The sequence below is a fragment of the Spiroplasma endosymbiont of Asaphidion curtum genome, assembly GCF_964031085.1.
Taxonomy (GTDB): Bacteria; Bacillota_I; Bacilli_A; order Mycoplasmatales; family Nriv7; genus Nriv7.
On the sequence record NZ_OZ035001.1, the window covers coordinates 178673 to 196168 of the forward strand.

23 protein-coding genes and 2 pseudogenes are annotated in these 17496 nt (G+C 25.7%); 19 read left to right on the plus strand and 6 right to left on the minus strand.

Annotation, left to right across the window (positions count from 1 at the left end; all coding sequences use genetic code 4):
* Positions 1 to 66 precede the first annotated feature (66 nt).
* From AAHJ00_RS01055 to AAHJ00_RS01075, 5 genes are all read left to right on the plus strand, one after another.
* On the plus strand, positions 67 to 1071 hold the full coding sequence (locus AAHJ00_RS01055; RefSeq protein WP_342224203.1) for a DnaD domain protein: 1005 nt from the start codon (positions 67 to 69) through the stop codon (positions 1069 to 1071).
* Between the two features lie 22 nt (positions 1072 to 1093).
* Positions 1094 to 1978, plus strand: coding sequence for an ATP-binding protein (locus AAHJ00_RS01060; protein ID WP_342224204.1), 885 nt, complete (start codon positions 1094 to 1096; stop codon positions 1976 to 1978).
* A 273-nt stretch (positions 1979 to 2251) separates the two neighbouring features.
* Positions 2252 to 3274 carry a type I glyceraldehyde-3-phosphate dehydrogenase gene (gap, locus tag AAHJ00_RS01065; RefSeq protein WP_342224205.1) on the plus strand — a complete coding sequence of 341 codons (1023 nt, stop codon included), beginning with the start codon at positions 2252 to 2254 and terminating at the stop codon, positions 3272 to 3274.
* 47 nt (positions 3275 to 3321) lie between these two features.
* A complete protein-coding gene (locus AAHJ00_RS01070) occupies positions 3322 to 4512 on the plus strand; it encodes a phosphoglycerate kinase (protein ID WP_342224206.1) in 1191 nt (396 codons plus the stop codon).
* A 72-nt stretch (positions 4513 to 4584) separates the two neighbouring features.
* A complete protein-coding gene (locus tag AAHJ00_RS01075) occupies positions 4585 to 4803 on the plus strand; it encodes a transposase family protein (protein WP_342224207.1) in 219 nt (72 codons plus the stop codon).
* Positions 4804 to 4825: 22 nt separating this feature from the next.
* On the opposite strand, the gene AAHJ00_RS01080 is transcribed toward AAHJ00_RS01075, so the two are convergent.
* Positions 4826 to 5248, minus strand: a complete 423-nt coding sequence (locus AAHJ00_RS01080; protein WP_342224593.1) for a transposase family protein — start codon at positions 5246 to 5248, stop codon at positions 4826 to 4828.
* A gap of 98 nt (positions 5249 to 5346) precedes the next feature.
* On the opposite strand from AAHJ00_RS01080, the pseudogene AAHJ00_RS01085 reads away from it, so the two are divergent.
* A pseudogene (locus AAHJ00_RS01085) lies at positions 5347 to 5454 on the plus strand (IS5/IS1182 family transposase); the annotation flags it as partial.
* Positions 5455 to 5552: 98 nt separating this feature from the next.
* Positions 5553 to 5927: pseudogene (dcm, locus tag AAHJ00_RS01090) on the plus strand (DNA (cytosine-5-)-methyltransferase); the annotation flags it as partial.
* Between the two features lie 18 nt (positions 5928 to 5945).
* Here the strand turns inward: dcm (AAHJ00_RS01090) and AAHJ00_RS01095 are convergent.
* Positions 5946 to 6782 (minus strand): IS30 family transposase, encoded by an 837-nt coding sequence (locus tag AAHJ00_RS01095; protein WP_342224209.1) that lies wholly within the window; start codon positions 6780 to 6782, stop codon positions 5946 to 5948.
* 291 nt (positions 6783 to 7073) lie between these two features.
* Between AAHJ00_RS01095 and AAHJ00_RS01100 the strand changes: the two genes are divergently transcribed.
* From AAHJ00_RS01100 to AAHJ00_RS01150, 11 genes are all read left to right on the plus strand, one after another.
* Complete coding sequence (locus AAHJ00_RS01100; RefSeq protein ID WP_215826176.1) at positions 7074 to 7397, plus strand: hypothetical protein; 324 nt, start codon at positions 7074 to 7076, stop codon at positions 7395 to 7397.
* A gap of 68 nt (positions 7398 to 7465) precedes the next feature.
* Complete coding sequence (locus AAHJ00_RS01105; protein WP_342224172.1) at positions 7466 to 7798, plus strand: hypothetical protein; 333 nt, start codon at positions 7466 to 7468, stop codon at positions 7796 to 7798.
* Between the two features lie 13 nt (positions 7799 to 7811).
* Positions 7812 to 8024 (plus strand): hypothetical protein, encoded by a 213-nt coding sequence (locus tag AAHJ00_RS01110; protein WP_215825617.1) that lies wholly within the window; start codon positions 7812 to 7814, stop codon positions 8022 to 8024.
* A gap of 164 nt (positions 8025 to 8188) precedes the next feature.
* A complete protein-coding gene (locus tag AAHJ00_RS01115) occupies positions 8189 to 8422 on the plus strand; it encodes a hypothetical protein (RefSeq protein WP_342224171.1) in 234 nt (77 codons plus the stop codon).
* A 15-nt stretch (positions 8423 to 8437) separates the two neighbouring features.
* Complete coding sequence (locus AAHJ00_RS01120) at positions 8438 to 8671, plus strand: hypothetical protein (protein WP_342224170.1); 234 nt, start codon at positions 8438 to 8440, stop codon at positions 8669 to 8671.
* Between the two features lie 35 nt (positions 8672 to 8706).
* Positions 8707 to 9696 (plus strand): hypothetical protein, encoded by a 990-nt coding sequence (locus AAHJ00_RS01125; RefSeq protein WP_342224169.1) that lies wholly within the window; start codon positions 8707 to 8709, stop codon positions 9694 to 9696.
* Between the two features lie 12 nt (positions 9697 to 9708).
* Complete coding sequence (locus AAHJ00_RS01130; protein ID WP_342224168.1) at positions 9709 to 10035, plus strand: hypothetical protein; 327 nt, start codon at positions 9709 to 9711, stop codon at positions 10033 to 10035.
* A gap of 9 nt (positions 10036 to 10044) precedes the next feature.
* A complete protein-coding gene (locus AAHJ00_RS01135; protein WP_338967003.1) occupies positions 10045 to 10290 on the plus strand; it encodes a hypothetical protein in 246 nt (81 codons plus the stop codon).
* Positions 10291 to 10315: 25 nt separating this feature from the next.
* Entirely contained in the window at positions 10316 to 12172 is a 1857-nt protein-coding gene (locus tag AAHJ00_RS01140; protein WP_342224210.1) for a hypothetical protein, read from the plus strand.
* Between the two features lie 56 nt (positions 12173 to 12228).
* Positions 12229 to 12639, plus strand: coding sequence for a hypothetical protein (locus AAHJ00_RS01145; RefSeq protein ID WP_342224166.1), 411 nt, complete (start codon positions 12229 to 12231; stop codon positions 12637 to 12639).
* Between the two features lie 67 nt (positions 12640 to 12706).
* Entirely contained in the window at positions 12707 to 13789 is a 1083-nt protein-coding gene (locus AAHJ00_RS01150) for an integrase core domain-containing protein (RefSeq protein WP_342224165.1), read from the plus strand.
* A 212-nt stretch (positions 13790 to 14001) separates the two neighbouring features.
* On the opposite strand, the gene AAHJ00_RS01155 is transcribed toward AAHJ00_RS01150, so the two are convergent.
* The 3 genes from AAHJ00_RS01155 to AAHJ00_RS01165 all read right to left on the minus strand — a co-directional run bounded on the left by AAHJ00_RS01155 (position 14002) and on the right by AAHJ00_RS01165 (position 15557).
* Positions 14002 to 14613: a hypothetical protein gene (locus AAHJ00_RS01155; RefSeq protein WP_342224164.1), complete on the minus strand. Its 612-nt coding sequence runs from the start codon at positions 14611 to 14613 to the stop codon at positions 14002 to 14004.
* A gap of 36 nt (positions 14614 to 14649) precedes the next feature.
* Positions 14650 to 15174 (minus strand): hypothetical protein, encoded by a 525-nt coding sequence (locus tag AAHJ00_RS01160; protein ID WP_342224163.1) that lies wholly within the window; start codon positions 15172 to 15174, stop codon positions 14650 to 14652.
* A gap of 230 nt (positions 15175 to 15404) precedes the next feature.
* On the minus strand, positions 15405 to 15557 hold the full coding sequence (locus tag AAHJ00_RS01165; protein ID WP_342224211.1) for a helix-turn-helix domain-containing protein: 153 nt from the start codon (positions 15555 to 15557) through the stop codon (positions 15405 to 15407).
* Between the two features lie 57 nt (positions 15558 to 15614).
* Between AAHJ00_RS01165 and dcm (AAHJ00_RS01170) the strand changes: the two genes are divergently transcribed.
* Entirely contained in the window at positions 15615 to 16223 is a 609-nt protein-coding gene (gene dcm / locus AAHJ00_RS01170) for a DNA (cytosine-5-)-methyltransferase (protein ID WP_342224212.1), read from the plus strand.
* 329 nt (positions 16224 to 16552) lie between these two features.
* Here dcm (AAHJ00_RS01170) and AAHJ00_RS01175 read toward each other — a convergent pair.
* Positions 16553 to 17376 (minus strand): IS5 family transposase gene (locus tag AAHJ00_RS01175; protein ID WP_342224213.1). Its coding sequence is split into 2 segments (ribosomal slippage): positions 16553 to 16980 and positions 16980 to 17376, totalling 825 coding nucleotides; the frame shifts between segments, so codons are not numbered across the junction.
* Positions 17377 to 17496 lie beyond the last annotated feature (120 nt).

Here is a 17496-nt window from a genome sequence, read left to right on the forward strand (position 1 = left end):
TTGTTTATTATTTACATCGCTATTATTCTGTCATAGAATAAATAAGACAATAAGGTGGGGATAAAAATGTTACAACCAGAAGAAAAATTTCAAATAATTATTAATTCTCATATTTGTAATGAAACTCAAAAGATAATTCAACATTTATATCAACCAATTATTGGTGTTAATGCTGTTTCTCTATATTTTGCTTTATTAAATGAACAATTATCAATGAAAGTTTTTAATTTAGATAATACTCATTTACGCTTGCAAAATTTATTACAATTATCATTATTGGAAATTGAAGTTGCGAGAAATCGGTTAGAAGCAATAAATTTACTTGATGTTTATCGTAATAATACTAATATTGGTGTTACTTATTACTATGAGTTATTTGTTCCAATGGCACCACAAGACTTTTTTAATCATCAACAATTTAATCAAATGTTAATTAATAATCTTTCTCTTAATGATTATGAACGAACAAAGTTTTTATTTATTCAATATCAGGAAGATATGTCAAGTTATAAAAAAATTACTAAATGCTTTAATGAAGTATTTTCTTTATCAATAGTAAAAGCAGATTCTTCTGATGCTGATTTTGTTTTCCAAAAAAATCATTTGTCAGAAACTAATAAACAGTCATTAGAAGTTCCTAGTGGAGATATGAAAAATCCTTTACAAAAAAAAATTTATGAGATGCAAACGATATCGCCATATAAGTATTTAACATTATTAAAAAATTATCCTTTACAAGCGAAAGATTTACAGTTATTGACTAAGTTATTAGTTACTTATACTTTGTCACCAGAAGTTACTAATTGTTTAATTGAATATGTGTGATATAAAAATAATAAAATTTTAGTTGTGGCTTATTTAGAAAAAATTGCTAGCACATTACAACAAAAGCAGATTATTACTGTTGAACAAGCAATGATATATTTAAGAACTGCTTATGTTCAAAGTTTTAATAAGGGAAAAGTAAAATTTAACAAGATAGTAAAAAAATCAAAATTTGATTATGAAATTAAATGAAATACTGGCATTATCCCAAAATGATTACAAGAAGACCCTCTTTATCAAACATAATTAATGGAAGGAAGTGATTGTTATGGATATCTATCATCGGATTCAAAAAAATAAGATTGTTGCTTTGCAAAAATTTATTGCTGAACATAAATTACTAAAAAAAGATTTATTACGAAATAGTGATATTTTAGAAAAATATTTAAATAATTTTGTTGAATGTTTGGATGGTTTAAATTGAAATGAATGTCAACAATTAATTCCTGGCTATCGGTTAGAATTGGTTTATGAAAATCAACGCATTTATTTAGAAATGCAAGATTGTTTACATCGTCAACTTTTGAAAGTTAATGATAAAATTCGTAATAATTATTTAATTTGTCATTTTCCTTTATCAATGATTAATTTATCATTAGAAAATGATTTTCATTTACCAGAAAATGATTTTATTCGCATAAAATTTAAAGAATATTTTATTAATTTTGTTAAAAAAGAGCAAACAACAGGATTATATATTTATGGTGCTCCTGGTATTGGTAAAACTTATATTTCTATTTTATTAGCTAATAGTTTAGTTCGGAATAATTATAAAGTATGTTTTGTTTTTGTTCCACAATTAATGAGTCAATTAAAACAAGCAATTTCTAAAGCAACTAATTCATTATCTACTGATATTTATAAACTTCAAACTTGTGATGTGTTATTTTTAGATGATTTAGCTGGTGAACCAGTATCGGAATGAACTCGTGATGAGATTTTATTTGGTATTTTAAATTATCGGATGCAACATAATTTATCAACATTTTTTACTTCTAATTATGATATGGGAAACTTACAAGAATATTATAGTCGTAATGCTAAATATAAAAATATTGATATTGTGAAATCAATTCGATTAGTAGAAAGAATTAGATACTTGGCAAAACCAGTATTATTAGGGGGCGATGTTCTTCGTAAATATGCCCAATAAATTGGCAACGATTAGCAATAGACTTGGTACATAACCCTCAATTTTATCTACTATTTTGATAATATTATTTTCTAGATGAAGCACAAATGTTAGATAAATATAAAGATGAAAGTGAATTTTATAGTTTGGTAGGTGCAAAATGTTATAGTTATGTACCAAGTCTAATGTCTTTGGTAATTTCTAGATAGTATTTTAGAAGAAAATTACTAATTTAATTGTAAAATAAATGAGTTATTTGTATAATTATTGCAGTGCATATAGGAGGAAAACAGAATGACAAAGAAAAGAATTGCAATTAATGGCTTTGGACGCATTGGTCGTTTAACTTTAAGAATATTAATGAATTATGAAAATATTGAGGTTGTAGCAATTAATGATTTAGGTGATGTTAAGATGTTAGGTCATTTATTAAAATATGATTCAGCACAAAAGCGATTTGATAAGGAAGTTATTATTAAGGAATCAAGTTTAGTTATTGATGGTCATGAAATTAAAATTGTATCTGAAAAGGATCCTAAAAATTTACCGTGAAAAGAGTTAAATATTGATGTTGTCGTTGAATCAACAGGGTTATTTGTTACTAAGGAAAGTGCTGCAACTCATATAGCTGCGGGAGCTAAAAAAGTTGTAATTTCAGCACCTGCGGGAGCTGATTTAAAAACTGTTGTGTTTAATGTTAATCATCATGAAATTGTTGCTAGTGATACTATTATCTCAGCGGCGTCTTGTACAACTAATTGTTTAGCACCAATGGCACAAGTATTAGATGAAAAATTTGGTATTAAAACTGGGGTGATGACAACAATTCATGCTTATACTAATGATCAAAATATTTTGGATGGGCCACATCGTAAAGGTGATTTTAGAAGAGCAAGAGCTGCGGCAGTTAATATTATTCCAAATACTACGGGAGCTGCTAAAGCGATTGGGTTAGTATTACCAAGTTTAAAAGGAAAATTAGATGGTGCAGCTCAAAGAGTACCAGTAGTTACTGGTTCAATTACTGAGTTAACTGTCCTTTTAAATAAAAAAGTAACAGTTGTTGATATTAATGAAGCAATGAAAAATGCTGCTAATGAGTCTTTTGGTTATACTGAAGATCCGATTGTTTCTAGTGATGTTATTGGTATTAGTTATGGTTCATTATTTGATGGTACCCAAACTAAAGTAATGACTTTAGGAGATGAACAATTAATCCAAGTTTTTGCTTGATATGATAATGAAATGTCATATGTTAATCAACTATGCCGAACAGTTAATCATATTGCAAACTTTAATGGAATAAATAATGGCTAAGGTGGATACCTTAGTTTTTAATTAATGGAAAGGAAAATTAAATTCATATGAAAAAAACATTGGCAGATATTAATTTTAAAGATAAAAAAGTATTAGTCAGAGTAGATTTTAATGTGCCATTAGTTGATGGTGTTATTAGTGATGATAATCGTATTATTAGTGCCATCCCAACAATTAAATATTTATTAGACCACGATGATGCTAAAGTTATTTTATTATCACATTTGGGAAGAATAAAACGGTCAGAAGATTTAAAAAAATATTCATTAAAACCAGTAGCAAAGCGGTTAGCAGAGTTATTAGGTGCCGAAGTAAACTTTGTTGCTGAAATTAGTGGTGTAACATTGCAAACAGCAATTAATAGTTTACAAAATAAACAAGTTTTATTAATGGAAAATACTCGTTTTGCTGATTTAGAAAATAAAAGAGAATCTAATAATGATGCTAGTTTAGGTAAATATTGAGCAAGTTTAGGTGATGTGTTTGTTAATGATGCTTTTGGCACAGCCCATCGTGAGCATGCTTCTAATGTTGGCATTGCAACTAATATTAATGAATCGTGTATTGGTTTGTTAGTGCAAAAAGAGTTAGCAATGTTAAATAAAGCGATTATTAATCCTGAACGACCTGTTGTTGTAATTTTAGGGGGAGCAAAAGTATCTGATAAGATTGGTGTTATTGATAATCTTTTAAAGATAGCTGATAAAATAATTATTGGTGGAGCAATGAGTTATACTTTTTTAAAAGCACAAGAATTTAATATTGGAAAGTCTTTAATTGAAGAAGATAAAATAGAATTAGCTAAACAGTATTTACAAAAAGCAAACAGTAAAATAATTTTACCGATTGATCATTTGATGAGTAAGGAGTTTGTTGATCAGTCTGGAATTAATAGTGATGACGCTAATATTACTGATGATTTTATGGGAATGGATATTGGTGAGAAAACAATAACATTATTTAATGATTATATTAAAGAAGCTAAAACAATTATTTGAAATGGTCCGGTTGGCGTTTTTGAGATGAAAAATTTTAGTAAAGGAACCCTAACAATTTGTGAAACAATTGCTCATTTAAATAATGTTTTTAGTATTATTGGTGGTGGTGATTCAGCAGCAGCAGCCATTCAGTTAGGTTTTAAAGATAAGTTTAGTTATATTTCAACTGGTGGTGGAGCTAGTTTGGAATTATTAGAAGGTAAACCGTTACCAGCTATTGAAGTTATTCAAGATAAATAATTAATAGACTTGGTACATAACCTTTAATTTTATCTACTATTTTGATAATATTATTTTCTAGGTGAAGTACAAATGTTAGATAAATACAAAGACGAAAATAAATTTTATAGTCTAATAGGCATAAAATATAAAACTTTCATGAAAATGGTAGAAATTTTAAAAGAAGCTGAAGCTAAACAAAAACAAATTGGTGGTAGACCAAATAAATTATCAATAGAGCAAAGATTACTTATGACTTTAGAATATTGAAAAGAATATAGTACATATCGCGTATTATTGCAAAAAATATAATAGACTTGGTACATAACTATAACTAGCTTAATTCAAAATTATATATTCCTGAAATTAAGTTAAATCGTAATCCAAATCTTCTAATCTTATTGCGATAACGATAAACTAGTATTTTAAATCTTTTTAATCTAGCAAAAACATGTTCAATGGCAATTCTAACTTTACTTAAAAAGCTGTTATATTCCTTTTTATCTGGATTTAAAGGATTATTTTTACTCTTTTTAATTGGCAATAATGTATTTTTATGAACATTTTGCAAACCTTGATATCCTGAATCAGCAATTAATTCTAATTTTGGATTTATAAGTGTATTTGATTTTAAAAATAACTTATAATCATGAATACTGCCATAACAAAAATCTACTGAAATAATTTTATTGTTAAATAAATCAATAATTATTTGCGATTTTAATGAATGTTGCCTTTTCTTACCAGAAAATAATAATTTTAGTTTTTTTTAATTCTTTCAATTGGAATTTCTGTAGCATCAATTGCTAATAAATTATTATTAGTACCCTTATTTTCCAATAATATCTTTTTGCTAGATTAAAAAGATTTAAAATACTAGTTTATCGTTATCGCAATAAGATTAGAAGATTTGGATTACGATTTAACTTAATTTCAGGAATATATAATTTTGAATTAAGCTAGTTATAGTTATGTACCAAGTCTAATATAAAAATTCTAATATATGTTAAAATTTTATTGAAGTTATTTAGAATATTGATATTAATGGAGGTATTTAAAATATGATTTTTTTAGAAGATAAATATAAAAAATCCTTACAAGATTTTACATTTATTGATTTATTTGCTGGTATTGGTGGTTTTAGAATTGCATTAGAATCAATGGGTGCTAATTGTGTTTTTAGTAGTGAAATTGATAAATTTGCTCGCGAGGTATATAAAAATAATTTTGGTGATTTGCCAAGTGGTGATATTAGATTAATTAATGAAAATGATATTCCTAACCACGATATTCTTTGTGCTGGTTTTCCTTGCCAAGCGTTTAGCATTTCAGGAAAGCAAAAAGGATTTTCTGATTCAAGAGGAACATTATTTTTTGATATGATTCGAATTGTTAAAGCAAAACAACCTAAAATGTTATTTTTAGAAAATGCCAAATTGTAAAGTTAAGTGCAACTAAATTATTTTTCTAACCAAATATTCGATTGGTGAAAGATAATTTAGTATTTTTCTTGGTCTTTGGTTTAAAGACAATATAAATTTATGAACTGCATTTTTAGTAGTATTTGAAAAATTAAATTTTTTAGGAAATTTTTCTCTAATTAAACCATTAGTATTTTCATTAGTACCTCTTTGTCAAGGCGAATACGCATTAGCAAAATAAATTTTCACATTTAAATTTTTTTCAAGTTGTTGTCAATTAGAAAATTCTTTACCCCTATCAAATGTTATAGTCTTAACAAGATTATTTGGAAGAATTGATAAATAATGGCTAATGTTTTCGTTAATAACTTTAGTAGTTCTATTTTCAACTAACATTGCTAAAGTAAATCTTGATGTTCTTTCAACTAAAGTTATTAAACATGATTTACTTTTACCTCGTGATGATACTACAGTATCACCTTCTCAATGACCAACAGTTATACGATTATTAACATTAATATTTCGTTCTTTAATTGATTTACCATTAAATTTACCGCGATTTTCTTGAGATTTTCGTTTCTTACCTTTTCTTCTTAAATTTTTATTAGTAACTTTTTCAAGTAATCCAGAATAAATTCAATTGTAAATTGTTTTAAAACTAATAATTCATTCTTTATGAAAATTTTTAATTCTGCCATAAATTTGTTCAGGCGATCAACCTAATAGTAATTTTTGTTGTACATATTTTACTAATTCTCTATTTTTAAACTTATGAAAATAAACATGTGATTGTTTTCTGTTTTCTGCTTTATTTTGTGCAATTAATGAAAAATAATGATTACTATCTTTATTTGTAGAAACCATATACATATGACAAGATTTTGGTTTCTACAAACTTGCTTTTAATTAATAAATAAATACGAGCTCATTTATTTATTACAAGAAATATAAGGTTAAATTAATATTTATTATTTTTAGTTATGCCTTGTATTTTTTTGTGCCTTGATAGTAATAAACTAAGTTAATTAGTAAACAAAGTTTACTAACAAATTTTGTTAAACATAAATGTTTAAAAAAATAAATATTTAACTTAGTTAGATAACTAAGTTAAATATAACTTAGTTTAATATAACTAAATATATTTGTAAGGAAGGTATGTATGTGAGAAATATTGAAAATATTTTTTTAAATACTAAAAAATATCTTTTAAAAGAAACACAAAACGCAATTCTTATTAAAGCACCAGAAATTCCGTGATTTAGTAATCCTATTGGTATTTGATTTTCAAAACGATTTGTTTATAAAGGCAAATATGAAAATTCTATTTGTATTGGAATAATTAGAAATGGTGAGTATCAGTTGGTTTCAGTTAACAAAAAAGAGCAGGAGTCTAATTTGATTATAGGACAAGAATTGTTAAATTTTTTTATTGCTGAAAAAGAGAACGATAAAAAGGATGTAAGTTTTAATTATTTTAAAAATTAATTTTAAAGGTGTTTTAAGGTGCCTTAAGAATAAAGGTAAATAAAAAAACATCTTGGTTGATGTTTATAGTGGCGAAGCGGTGCGGAAAGCGTATGCTCCGCCCGCTAGTTATGGATGAGTTGAGTTATTTAACTAAGTTATTGCAATTTATTTGATTTGGTGTAGTAAAAAATAGTTTTGGAGTTTTAGAAATGAAAATGTGAGTTAGTGTGGATGAGCCTGGTAAAGATTATTGTCAAGAGTTTATATATTCTATTAATAAAAAAACTGGATTAGAACAAAAAATTTGAGCGTCTAAATCTGCAGTTGATTCTGTTAGAACTGATTTAGTTGGTGATAATTGACTTTGTGTTGATTTTGTTGAACATAATTGTTTAAAAAAATATGAATTAGAAAATTAAGGAGAAAAGAAAGATGAGTATATTTGGATTAGTATTTTTTACGATTTTAACATTATTACTAGCATATTATATTGCAGTTAATATTTATCGGTTTTTTAAAGATAAAAAGAAATATGGTAGTGAAGCAAAACAGCTACCAAAAGATTTTACTTATTCACAACGAATATTTATTGCAAAGTTTAAACGAAATTTGTTAGAACAAGATGAAAAAGAAATTAAAAAGTAGGTTTAGAAAATGTTTAAAAAAATAATTATTGAGTTAATTGAATTAATTTATCCAACTGCCGATTTACCACCTCAAGTTGTATTTTTGTTTTCAATTTTAATAATTGTAATGCTCTTCTCAGCAATTATTTTTCTACTCTTTTGACCTTTTAAGCGGTAATTATTATGTTTTTAGTTGTTTGAAAAGATTTAGATTGAGAACAAATAAAAGTGTATTTTTGGGATTTATTTATTCAAATTACAACTATTCCAGCTCGTATTACTGGTGGTAAAGAAATTGATTTAACCAAAGAACTACTTTGACTTTTAATAGCAAATATTGCGTTTTGAATGGTATTAGTATTCATCGTCTTATTTATGGTTATTTTATTTTATAAGGTTAAATCATATTTTGTTTAGAAAGGGGGTGATTATATGTTCGGAACTTTCTTAGTAGATGCACCAGCTGTTACTGGTGAACAAGCGGTTACTAATTTATGAAAAGCATTAATTAAAGCATTTGGTAATATTTGAACTGATATTATTGGTGGTAATATGCCGAATGTCGTTAATTTCTTTGCTACATATTGAGTTTTCTTGCTTGGTGTGATTATTGGTTTATTTTTAATTGCTTTCAAAATGTTTGAAAAATTAATGCCCGGCAGATAGATAGTAATAAAAATAAAGAAAGTGTGATTTAAGTGATGCTATTGTTTAAAAAAATAAATTTAAGATTATATGATTTTGTCGCTTTAAATCGCACTTTATTTATTATTGCGTGATTTTATGGTGCGATTTTGCATTATTATAATCCTCAAAGTTGACGAATATTATTTGATATTATTTATTTATTAATTGCTTTGTATATTCTATATACTAAAATTTCTCATTTCTTTGCTCGTCGTAGTTTTATTAATTTCTTATTAAATTCACCCTTAAATTTAGTAATTGGTGCCTTAGGAACTGGAAAAACTGCTTTAATGGTTTTAGCTTCTTACTTATTAAGTGGTTGAAAAACGATTTCTACTTTTCCGATTACAGATAAACAAATGCTTTCATTAGGGCATATGTCTTTATTAGATTATAATTATCCAATTTTAGATGAAAAACATTTACTGTTATGAGATGAAACCAACTTATTTTTAGAAGGAACTGATTATAAAGAAAATGATAGAGTAACCCAAGGTTTACAAGAATATTTCGCTTCGGCTCGCCAATTTACCCATATTGTATTAGCAAGCGGACAACGAGCCGAACATATATGAGTTAAAGTTCGTGATATTGCGAATTCAATAATTGTTGGTATTAGAAAAAAACCAGTTAGTATCTTTCGACCCTATTTGCAAGTTATTTATGGTACTTTTAAATCCGTAAGCGAATACGAACAATGACGATTAACTCTAATTAATGCTAAAAATGATAAAAAAGGTCGCAAAATCAAGTATCGTAGCATTCCGGAATTAGACATTTATTTCTTTAAATTGAAAATTCCGATGTCAATTTTAAACCTTTATGATAATAAATATTTATCATTCTTGCGTGAATTAAGTAATCGTGCTTTGAATGATAATTATCAGCATAAATTTTGAAATGATAATGTGATGGATATTGAAGCATTAGAATATTTAAAAATGGAAAAATTCAGTAAGATACTTACTAAGTTAAAAAATAATCTGAAGAAGAAAAACAAGTAAAGGAGTTTAAAAATGGAAAACTTAGAAAAAATGGCTAGTTTGATTGGCGATATGTTTTATAAAGTTTTTGATTTAATTTGAACTTTAACCATTCCTGGAACAGATATTCGCATTATTATTTTTCCGCTAATTATGCTTGTGATAAATCTCGTAATTGGTGGCATTTTAGGTATTCATATTGAACGACCAAAAGCTGGTTTTCGTAAAAAATATCAAAAATCAGTTGCTAATTGAGGAGCTAAGAAAAAATCATCTAGTGGTTCAATTAAGAAGTTTAGTGGTAATAGCCCTAAAAATAGACCATGAGTTAACCAGCACGGACGGCGAATAAAAAGGTAGGTTTAGAAAATGTTTAAATTAATAATATTATTTATTCTTGTTGCTGTTTTTTCTATTTTTGCTTTAAACGACTTTTTAGGTTTATGAGCCTATGTGCGTGAGGGTTTAGAATATTTTAATAAAGTTCTATCAAATAATATTAAAATTTTAGATTTGTTTAAACCAATGATTAGGTTATTTTCTCAACATCCGATTTTCCAAATTTTAGGAACGATTTGCATTTTATCAACAATATATTTAATTTTAAGGAGTTAAACAATAAAAGAAAGGATAAATAGATATGTATAAATTTATGTCGTGGTTAGTTATTGCTTTTATTGGTTTAGTCCCCCTGGGTGCCTTCTTTGATATAAAACAACCACCAAAAACTAATATGGAACAATCATTTATGAAACGAGAAAAACGAGCCAGCAATCCTAGTCAATGTGGTGAAAGTTGCCAATTAAAGTTTGCTAATGTTAAGAATAGTGGTTTAATTTTAATCCCTGAAAATTATGATATGCTTGATTTTACGAAAAGTAATATTTTATTACCTAATTTTCCGGCACCACAAAAACAATTTTATGTCTATAATTCAGAATTTACTAATCTTTATAACAAAAATGGTGTTTATAAAAAAATAAATGGTTATTGGGTTGATGGTTCTACTTACGATGTCCGTAGTTATTGGCTTGACGAAATTGTTAATGTTAAAATTTCATTTAAAAAAGTTTCAGGTGTTTATCGTATAATTTCCTTTTTTGCTGAAATGCCCTCTTTACCAGAAAAAGAAAACGAGCAACAATTACCTACCGAAATAACTAAAAATGATGGTGAATATCAATATAATCAGTTTCAAGATAAACTTGATTATTTAATGATACAACGCCGAGATTTTGATAAATTTAATTATAGTTATTTATATTGAGTACCTATTTTTAATTTCTTTGATAATAATTTTAAATATATGAATGAAATTTCAATTAAATTAAATGGTTTTAAACAAAATAGTAAATTTAATTTAAGTCGCAAAAATTTATATCCGCCCGGTTTCATTGAAGAAGTTATTTTTAGAGAGCTTTCCTTTTCCAGTTTTGGTGATGTTATTACTATAAAAACTGAGCATGGTAGCATTGTGGGTAATAATGAGTTTTTAGAAAATGGTAAATCACTTTGAAAATCTGGCTCGCGAACAAGTTTTGGAGGAAATTTTATTAATACCTTTTTTGGACAAGTTAATTATTATGGTAATACCTTCCATTTTTTACGCTATGATGATAAATTAAAAGTTGATTTTAAAGATTTTATGCTTTATTACCAAAAAGATTTAACTATTAGTTTTATTAATGATTTATTTAATAAAATTTATAAAGTTTTAGGTGAGTTTTTTGTACAATTCTTTTATGCCAGTTTTGATATGGACGCCTCTACTTATGTAGAATTAGATTACAAAGGAACGCAACAAATTCCTAAAAATGTTTTACAAATGGGTTTTTTCTATCGTTCCTTAATTACTTTTTATCCCAAACAGTATTTAATTAATTTTAATTCCACAATGCAAAATAGTAAGAATATGATTTTTCGTTCCTATTTTTTTGTTAAAGATAAACAAATTGCTAATGGTTTTAACACCGGTAAAAGTTCTTATCAAATAGATTTTAATGTTTTAAAAGCGTATGATAACCAATTATGAAACGCTACTAGTAATAAACTGCATTTTTACAATGCCAAAGTTGATGTAATGTATGGAATTAATATTTTTACGCTAACTTTTCTACTATATAAAAAGAAAAATGAAAGTACTGAATATCATTATTCTTTATACGATTTTAACATTTTGAATTCAACGGCTTTTATTGGCGGTGGAATAAGCGGTAATATGGATGACTTAATTCCGACACCTAACTGTTCTTATTGGGGTTTATTTAGTGCGATATCCTGTGGCATTCAGCACGCTTCTGTTAGTGTGTTAAATTGATTGCTTGGTCTTTCAGGGATTAATCTTTTAATTCGCCCCATTGCGGATATTGCCAAAACAACGATTAATTTTACCAAAACCGCCTTTCCGGTGTTTGAGGTTATTCCGGCGTTTCAAATGTTATTTGAATTTGTAGTGCCTTTAGCAATCTTACTAATGATATTAAAAAAGTTTTCTTAAGTATTTAAAGTATTTTTATATAAAATATAATTCCTTTGAAAGGAGGATTTTTCTTTATGCGAAAATTTTTATCAGCTTTAAATTTAGTTGAGGTAATATTTATCTCTGCGTGTAGTAATAGTAATAATTTTAAAGAATATAATTTGCAGTTTGCTAGTGTTAAAAATAGTGGTTTAATTTTAATCCCTAAAAATTATGATATGCTTGATTTTACAAAAAGTAATATTTTATTACCTAATTTTCTAGCACTACAAAAACAATTTTATGTCTATAATTCAGAATTTACTAATCTTTATAACAAAAATGGTGTTTATAAAAAAATAAATGGTTATTGGGTTGATGATTCTACTTACGATGTCAATAGTTATTGGCTTGACGAAATTGTTAATGTTAAAATTTCATTTAAAAAAGTTTCAAGTGTTTATCGTATAGTTTTATTCTCTGCCGAAATGCCTAATAAAGATTAGTAATTTAATAATCATTCTTGAAAATCGTATTAAAAAATACGATTTTCTTAATTTAAGGAGTTTAAAAATGAAATATATTATTTCTCACGCTGATTTAGCAGATTTAAAAGCCAAAATCCAAAGTTGATTAAGTGCTAATTGCCGTAATCCTTATTACTATAAAACTAAAAAACGCATTACTGCCTATTTAAATTTATGTACTTATTTTTATATCGAAGAAACTACTTTAACAAAACTTATTAAAAAATATTTTAAGAATGCAACGAAAACCTTTTATCGCTGGGCGGAAAAAATTATGACCGCTTATTATTCTGACAATTTAGATTTGTTATTGTTCAAAACCACAAAACCACAAAATCTTAATTATCAATATAGTTTAAATTCTCGTGAAAAAGTATGTGATTTATATTTTGATTACAAAAATCTTCAAACCGGTGGAATGTGGTCTTTATTTAACAATTTAAAAATCGGTTTTCATGATGTTAAAAATTTAGAAGTTCCTAAAAACATCAAAACTTTTTATCGCTGAATTAAATCTGACCCTCGTTGAAAAGAATTAAAACAACAAATCAAACAAACAAAACGCTATTTTAAGCGTTATGAAGTCTCAGAGATTGGTCTTTTGCAAATGGATGCTAAAATTATTACCACATCAAATTTTCCGGTTGATAAAAAATATTACATTTATGATTTCATTGACGAAATGACACGCATAGTATTTGGGTATGTTTATGATAGTTTAGGAACTAATAATGCAGTTAATGCCGTACAAAGAGCAATGAAAGATTTTAACGAACTTGGAATAATAGTTAAACGCATTAGAACTGATAATGCTCCTGAATTTACTACTACTAACTGAAGTAATAAAAAATCGTACAAAGTAAAAGAAAGGCATTTTACAACCTTTCTTTCGAAGAACGGAATTGTCCACGAAACCACACCGATTCGTTCGCCACAGAGTAACGGTAAAATTGAGCGGTTTCATCAACATTATACCAAATTATTTTATTCTAAGGATAAAAAATTAAATCAAAACGAACTTCAACATTATTTAAACAAATATTATTACTTTTATAATTTTGAACGCCCTCATTCATCATTAAATACTAAAACACCATTTCAAACATTGGAAAAATTTTCAACAAAATAATTTCTAGAAGTTTGAATAATTATTTTTTATATAATTCTCTTTATTAAATTTTAAAAGATTTATTTTTTGCTCTTACATAGGGAAACGAAAATTAACTTGAACTGCATACGGATTTCTAAATCAACAACTGTTGGTAGTAAAATACTATACTTAACTATTATTGAACCAGAGAATAATTATTTATATAAATATGATACTATAAACAAAATATATTATGGTCTTACAATTAAACCAGTTTCAGCATTATCAGAATTTAAATTTCCAATATTAAAAACAGGATAAACTGAATTAAATGAAATTCAAACTCCAACATTTCTTGTCGCAACAATTCCTGATAGTACTATTAAATCAATAATTTTTCTTAATACTTGTTTTTCTGATGCTTTAGTTCATAAAGCTCCTGTGGTAAGCCCCACCGTTGTAGCAGTTAAAGTTGACCACTGGTAACCTAATTGTGAAAGATAATCTGTCCCCGCCGCACTAACAAGAATTCCTAAAATTATTGCAAATTTATTAATTTTATTTTCAGGAGAATTGGGGTCATTTTTTCATCAATTTAAAATAGTATTACATGAATTTACACCAATCTTTAATATTCAATTTAAACCATAACTTGAATATCATTGAACATTAATATCATTTGATTGAAAAAGTAAATCATCATGACCTTCTATATCAATTACTATTTCATGATTATCTCTTTTACTTCTAATTAATTTTTCTAAATTAATTTCTTCTTTTTCATGAGGTGCTGTGGCAACGACTATCGGCATTGCCGTTCCAGTAATTGTTACTACACTTAATAAACTTAAAAGTTTCTTCATAACTTTATATTTCCTTTCTTTATAATATTTTGAAAATTAATTATCTAAAAAAACACCATAATCACCTTTTTCTCAGCTCTCAGCTCTATTAGTAATTATTTTTATTCCTCTATTATTATCTTCTTTTTTATTATATAAATTTAAAATTTCTTCATAATGATTACTTATAACATGTACAGAATGTCAAATGTCTTCATTACTAATATATCATTGACCGTCTCCTGCGTTTTCTGACCCATTATAAAATGGAAATTCTTTTAAAATTAAATATAAATAATTTTCAAATTCAGTTTTTGTTTTTAAATCATGATTAAATGAAATTTGATTAAAAGTATCATTACTTATTCTAATTTGTATACCATTATGAGCTAAAAATCTATATCAAATATAAATTTCATTTTTATTATAATGTTCTCTTTTCTCTCTTTTTAAAGTTGCTAAATCATTTGTTTGTGAATAATTAATTTCGTTTTTTACTGGAGCTGGTGCATTGCCAACAAGTCCTGCCATTCCACTTCCAGCTATTGTTATTGTTCCTAAGATTCCTAGTAATTTTTTCATATTAATTAATTTCCTTTTCGTGAATTTTTATTAATTAATAAAAATTTATTCAACAACCAACAGCCTTTCTCCAAAAAATTAATCTGTAATTTCTTTACCTTGGAATTTAATTATAAACTATTTTTAAAATCTTCCTTAAAATTTGTCGTTATTTATAAAAATTTTAAATAAAAAAATAAATCCATCCCTTTTAAAAAAATTTCTTGTTCTTGTCATAAGTCTGTGGTATATTACAGATTACTATCTTTATTTCTATTGACTTCTCGAATAATAGTACTAATACTTCGATTAAGATTTTTAGCTATTTCACTAATTTTTACTTTAAACTTCAATTGATTCTCAATATAAATTCTTTCATATATGCCAAGATGTTTGTAACCCATATAAAAACTCCTTGCTTTGTTTTTTCTAAAATAAACTTAGCATCATGAAATTTTTATATGAGATTTTTTGCAATTTTATTTACTTGCACTTACAAGTATAATTCAGCAAATGTTAAAAATTTAGTTAATCATAATAATAAAAAAACTTTTAAATTCATTATTAAAACATTAGAAGATTTAAATTATAAAGTTTTTTATAAGGTAATTAATTCTTGTGATTTTGGTTTAGCACAGTCAAGGAATCGGGTTTATATTATTGCTTTGCATAAAGAAAAATTAAAAAATTGCGAATTTATTTTTCCTACTGGTTTTAATTCCAAAATAGTAGTTAAAGATATTTTAGAAAATCATAATATTAATAAATATATTATTGATAGTAAAGAATTTACTATTGATATCAATAAAGTTAATAAAAATATGATTCATAAAACTTCTTTTAGAGTAGGAGCATTTAAAAAAGGTGGTCAAGGAGAACAAATTTATAGTATTTATGGTAAAGCAATTCCGCTCTTGGCTGAGGGCGGCGGAATTGCTGCAAAAACTGGTGCTTATTATGTTAATGGTAATATTAGAAAACTTTCGCCAATTGAATGTGCTAGGTTACAAGGCTTTCCAACAACATTTAAAATTATTCATTCTGATAAAAGCTTGAAAACAATTTGGTAATAGTGTTTCTATTAATGTTTTGCAGTATATTTTAATGGCTTATTGTTGATAACAATAATTTAATGGTTTTATATCGTCATACTAATACAACTAACAAGATTGTTTTAGTACAAAAAGGTTCAGAAATAGCTAAAAGTGGTTTTAAAAATAGACTTCTTGCATTACTTATTAAAATAATTACAAATTATTTGTAAATAAAAAATACTATATAGTAATTTCTAACTTTTATTAGGTTAATACTTATGGATTTTATTAAATGTGTAAATTTTGACACAACAAAAAATTATTTTATTATTTAAATTTAATTTTAAATAAATATTTTATGTTATCTATAATTGCAAATTATAAATTGAAGCAATTAAATTAAATCTTAAACTAAATCGTTTTCTATGATTACGATATTTTTCAGTAATAATTTTAAATTTTTTAAGAATAGCAAAAATATTTCCAATAATAATTCTCATTTTTGAAATTAATTTATTATTATGTTTTTGTTCTTTATTTAAAGGGTTTTTCTTTGTTTTTTTCTTAGGTATTAGAACATTACTATGAATTTTTTGTATTCCTTGATAACCATTATCAACTATTAATTTAGTATTTTTTAAAATTGGGATTTTTGATTCTTTAAATAAACAAAAATCATGCTTTTTACCGAGAGAAAAATTTGTTGCAATAATTATTTTGCTTTCTTTTTCAATAATTACTTGTGTTTTAATAGTGTGTTTTTTCTTTTTTCCTGAATAAGATTGTTTTTGTCTTTTTTTGGGCGTTGAATGGGTGTTTCTGTAGCATCAATAATAATTGTTTTATCATTAAAATAATCATTTATTAATGCTTTTTTACCAGCAAGTTGTTGAAAATCAGGATGTTTGATTAAAATATCTTCAATTCACTTGATATTTCGATAACAACTAGCTTCACTAATATCAAAACTTTTACCAAGATGAAAATAAGTACGATATTCTCGTCAATATGATAAAGTCATCAATAATCTATTTTCTAATGATAATTTATTATTTTTACCACCTCTTTTAAACTTTTTTAACTCAGCTTCTTTTAAAATATTTAACATTTTATTAAAAGTACTTTGCTTTATTCCAGTTAATCGTAATAATTCTTTATCATTAATAAAATTAAATTTATCAAATTTCATAATCTTAAATTCCTTATAATTTCTATTTTAAATATATTTTATAGGAATTTTGTTTAATAAATAAGTAATGCAAGAAGTCTAATGAAAAAATTTTAATAGCTGAATTATACTTGTAAGTGC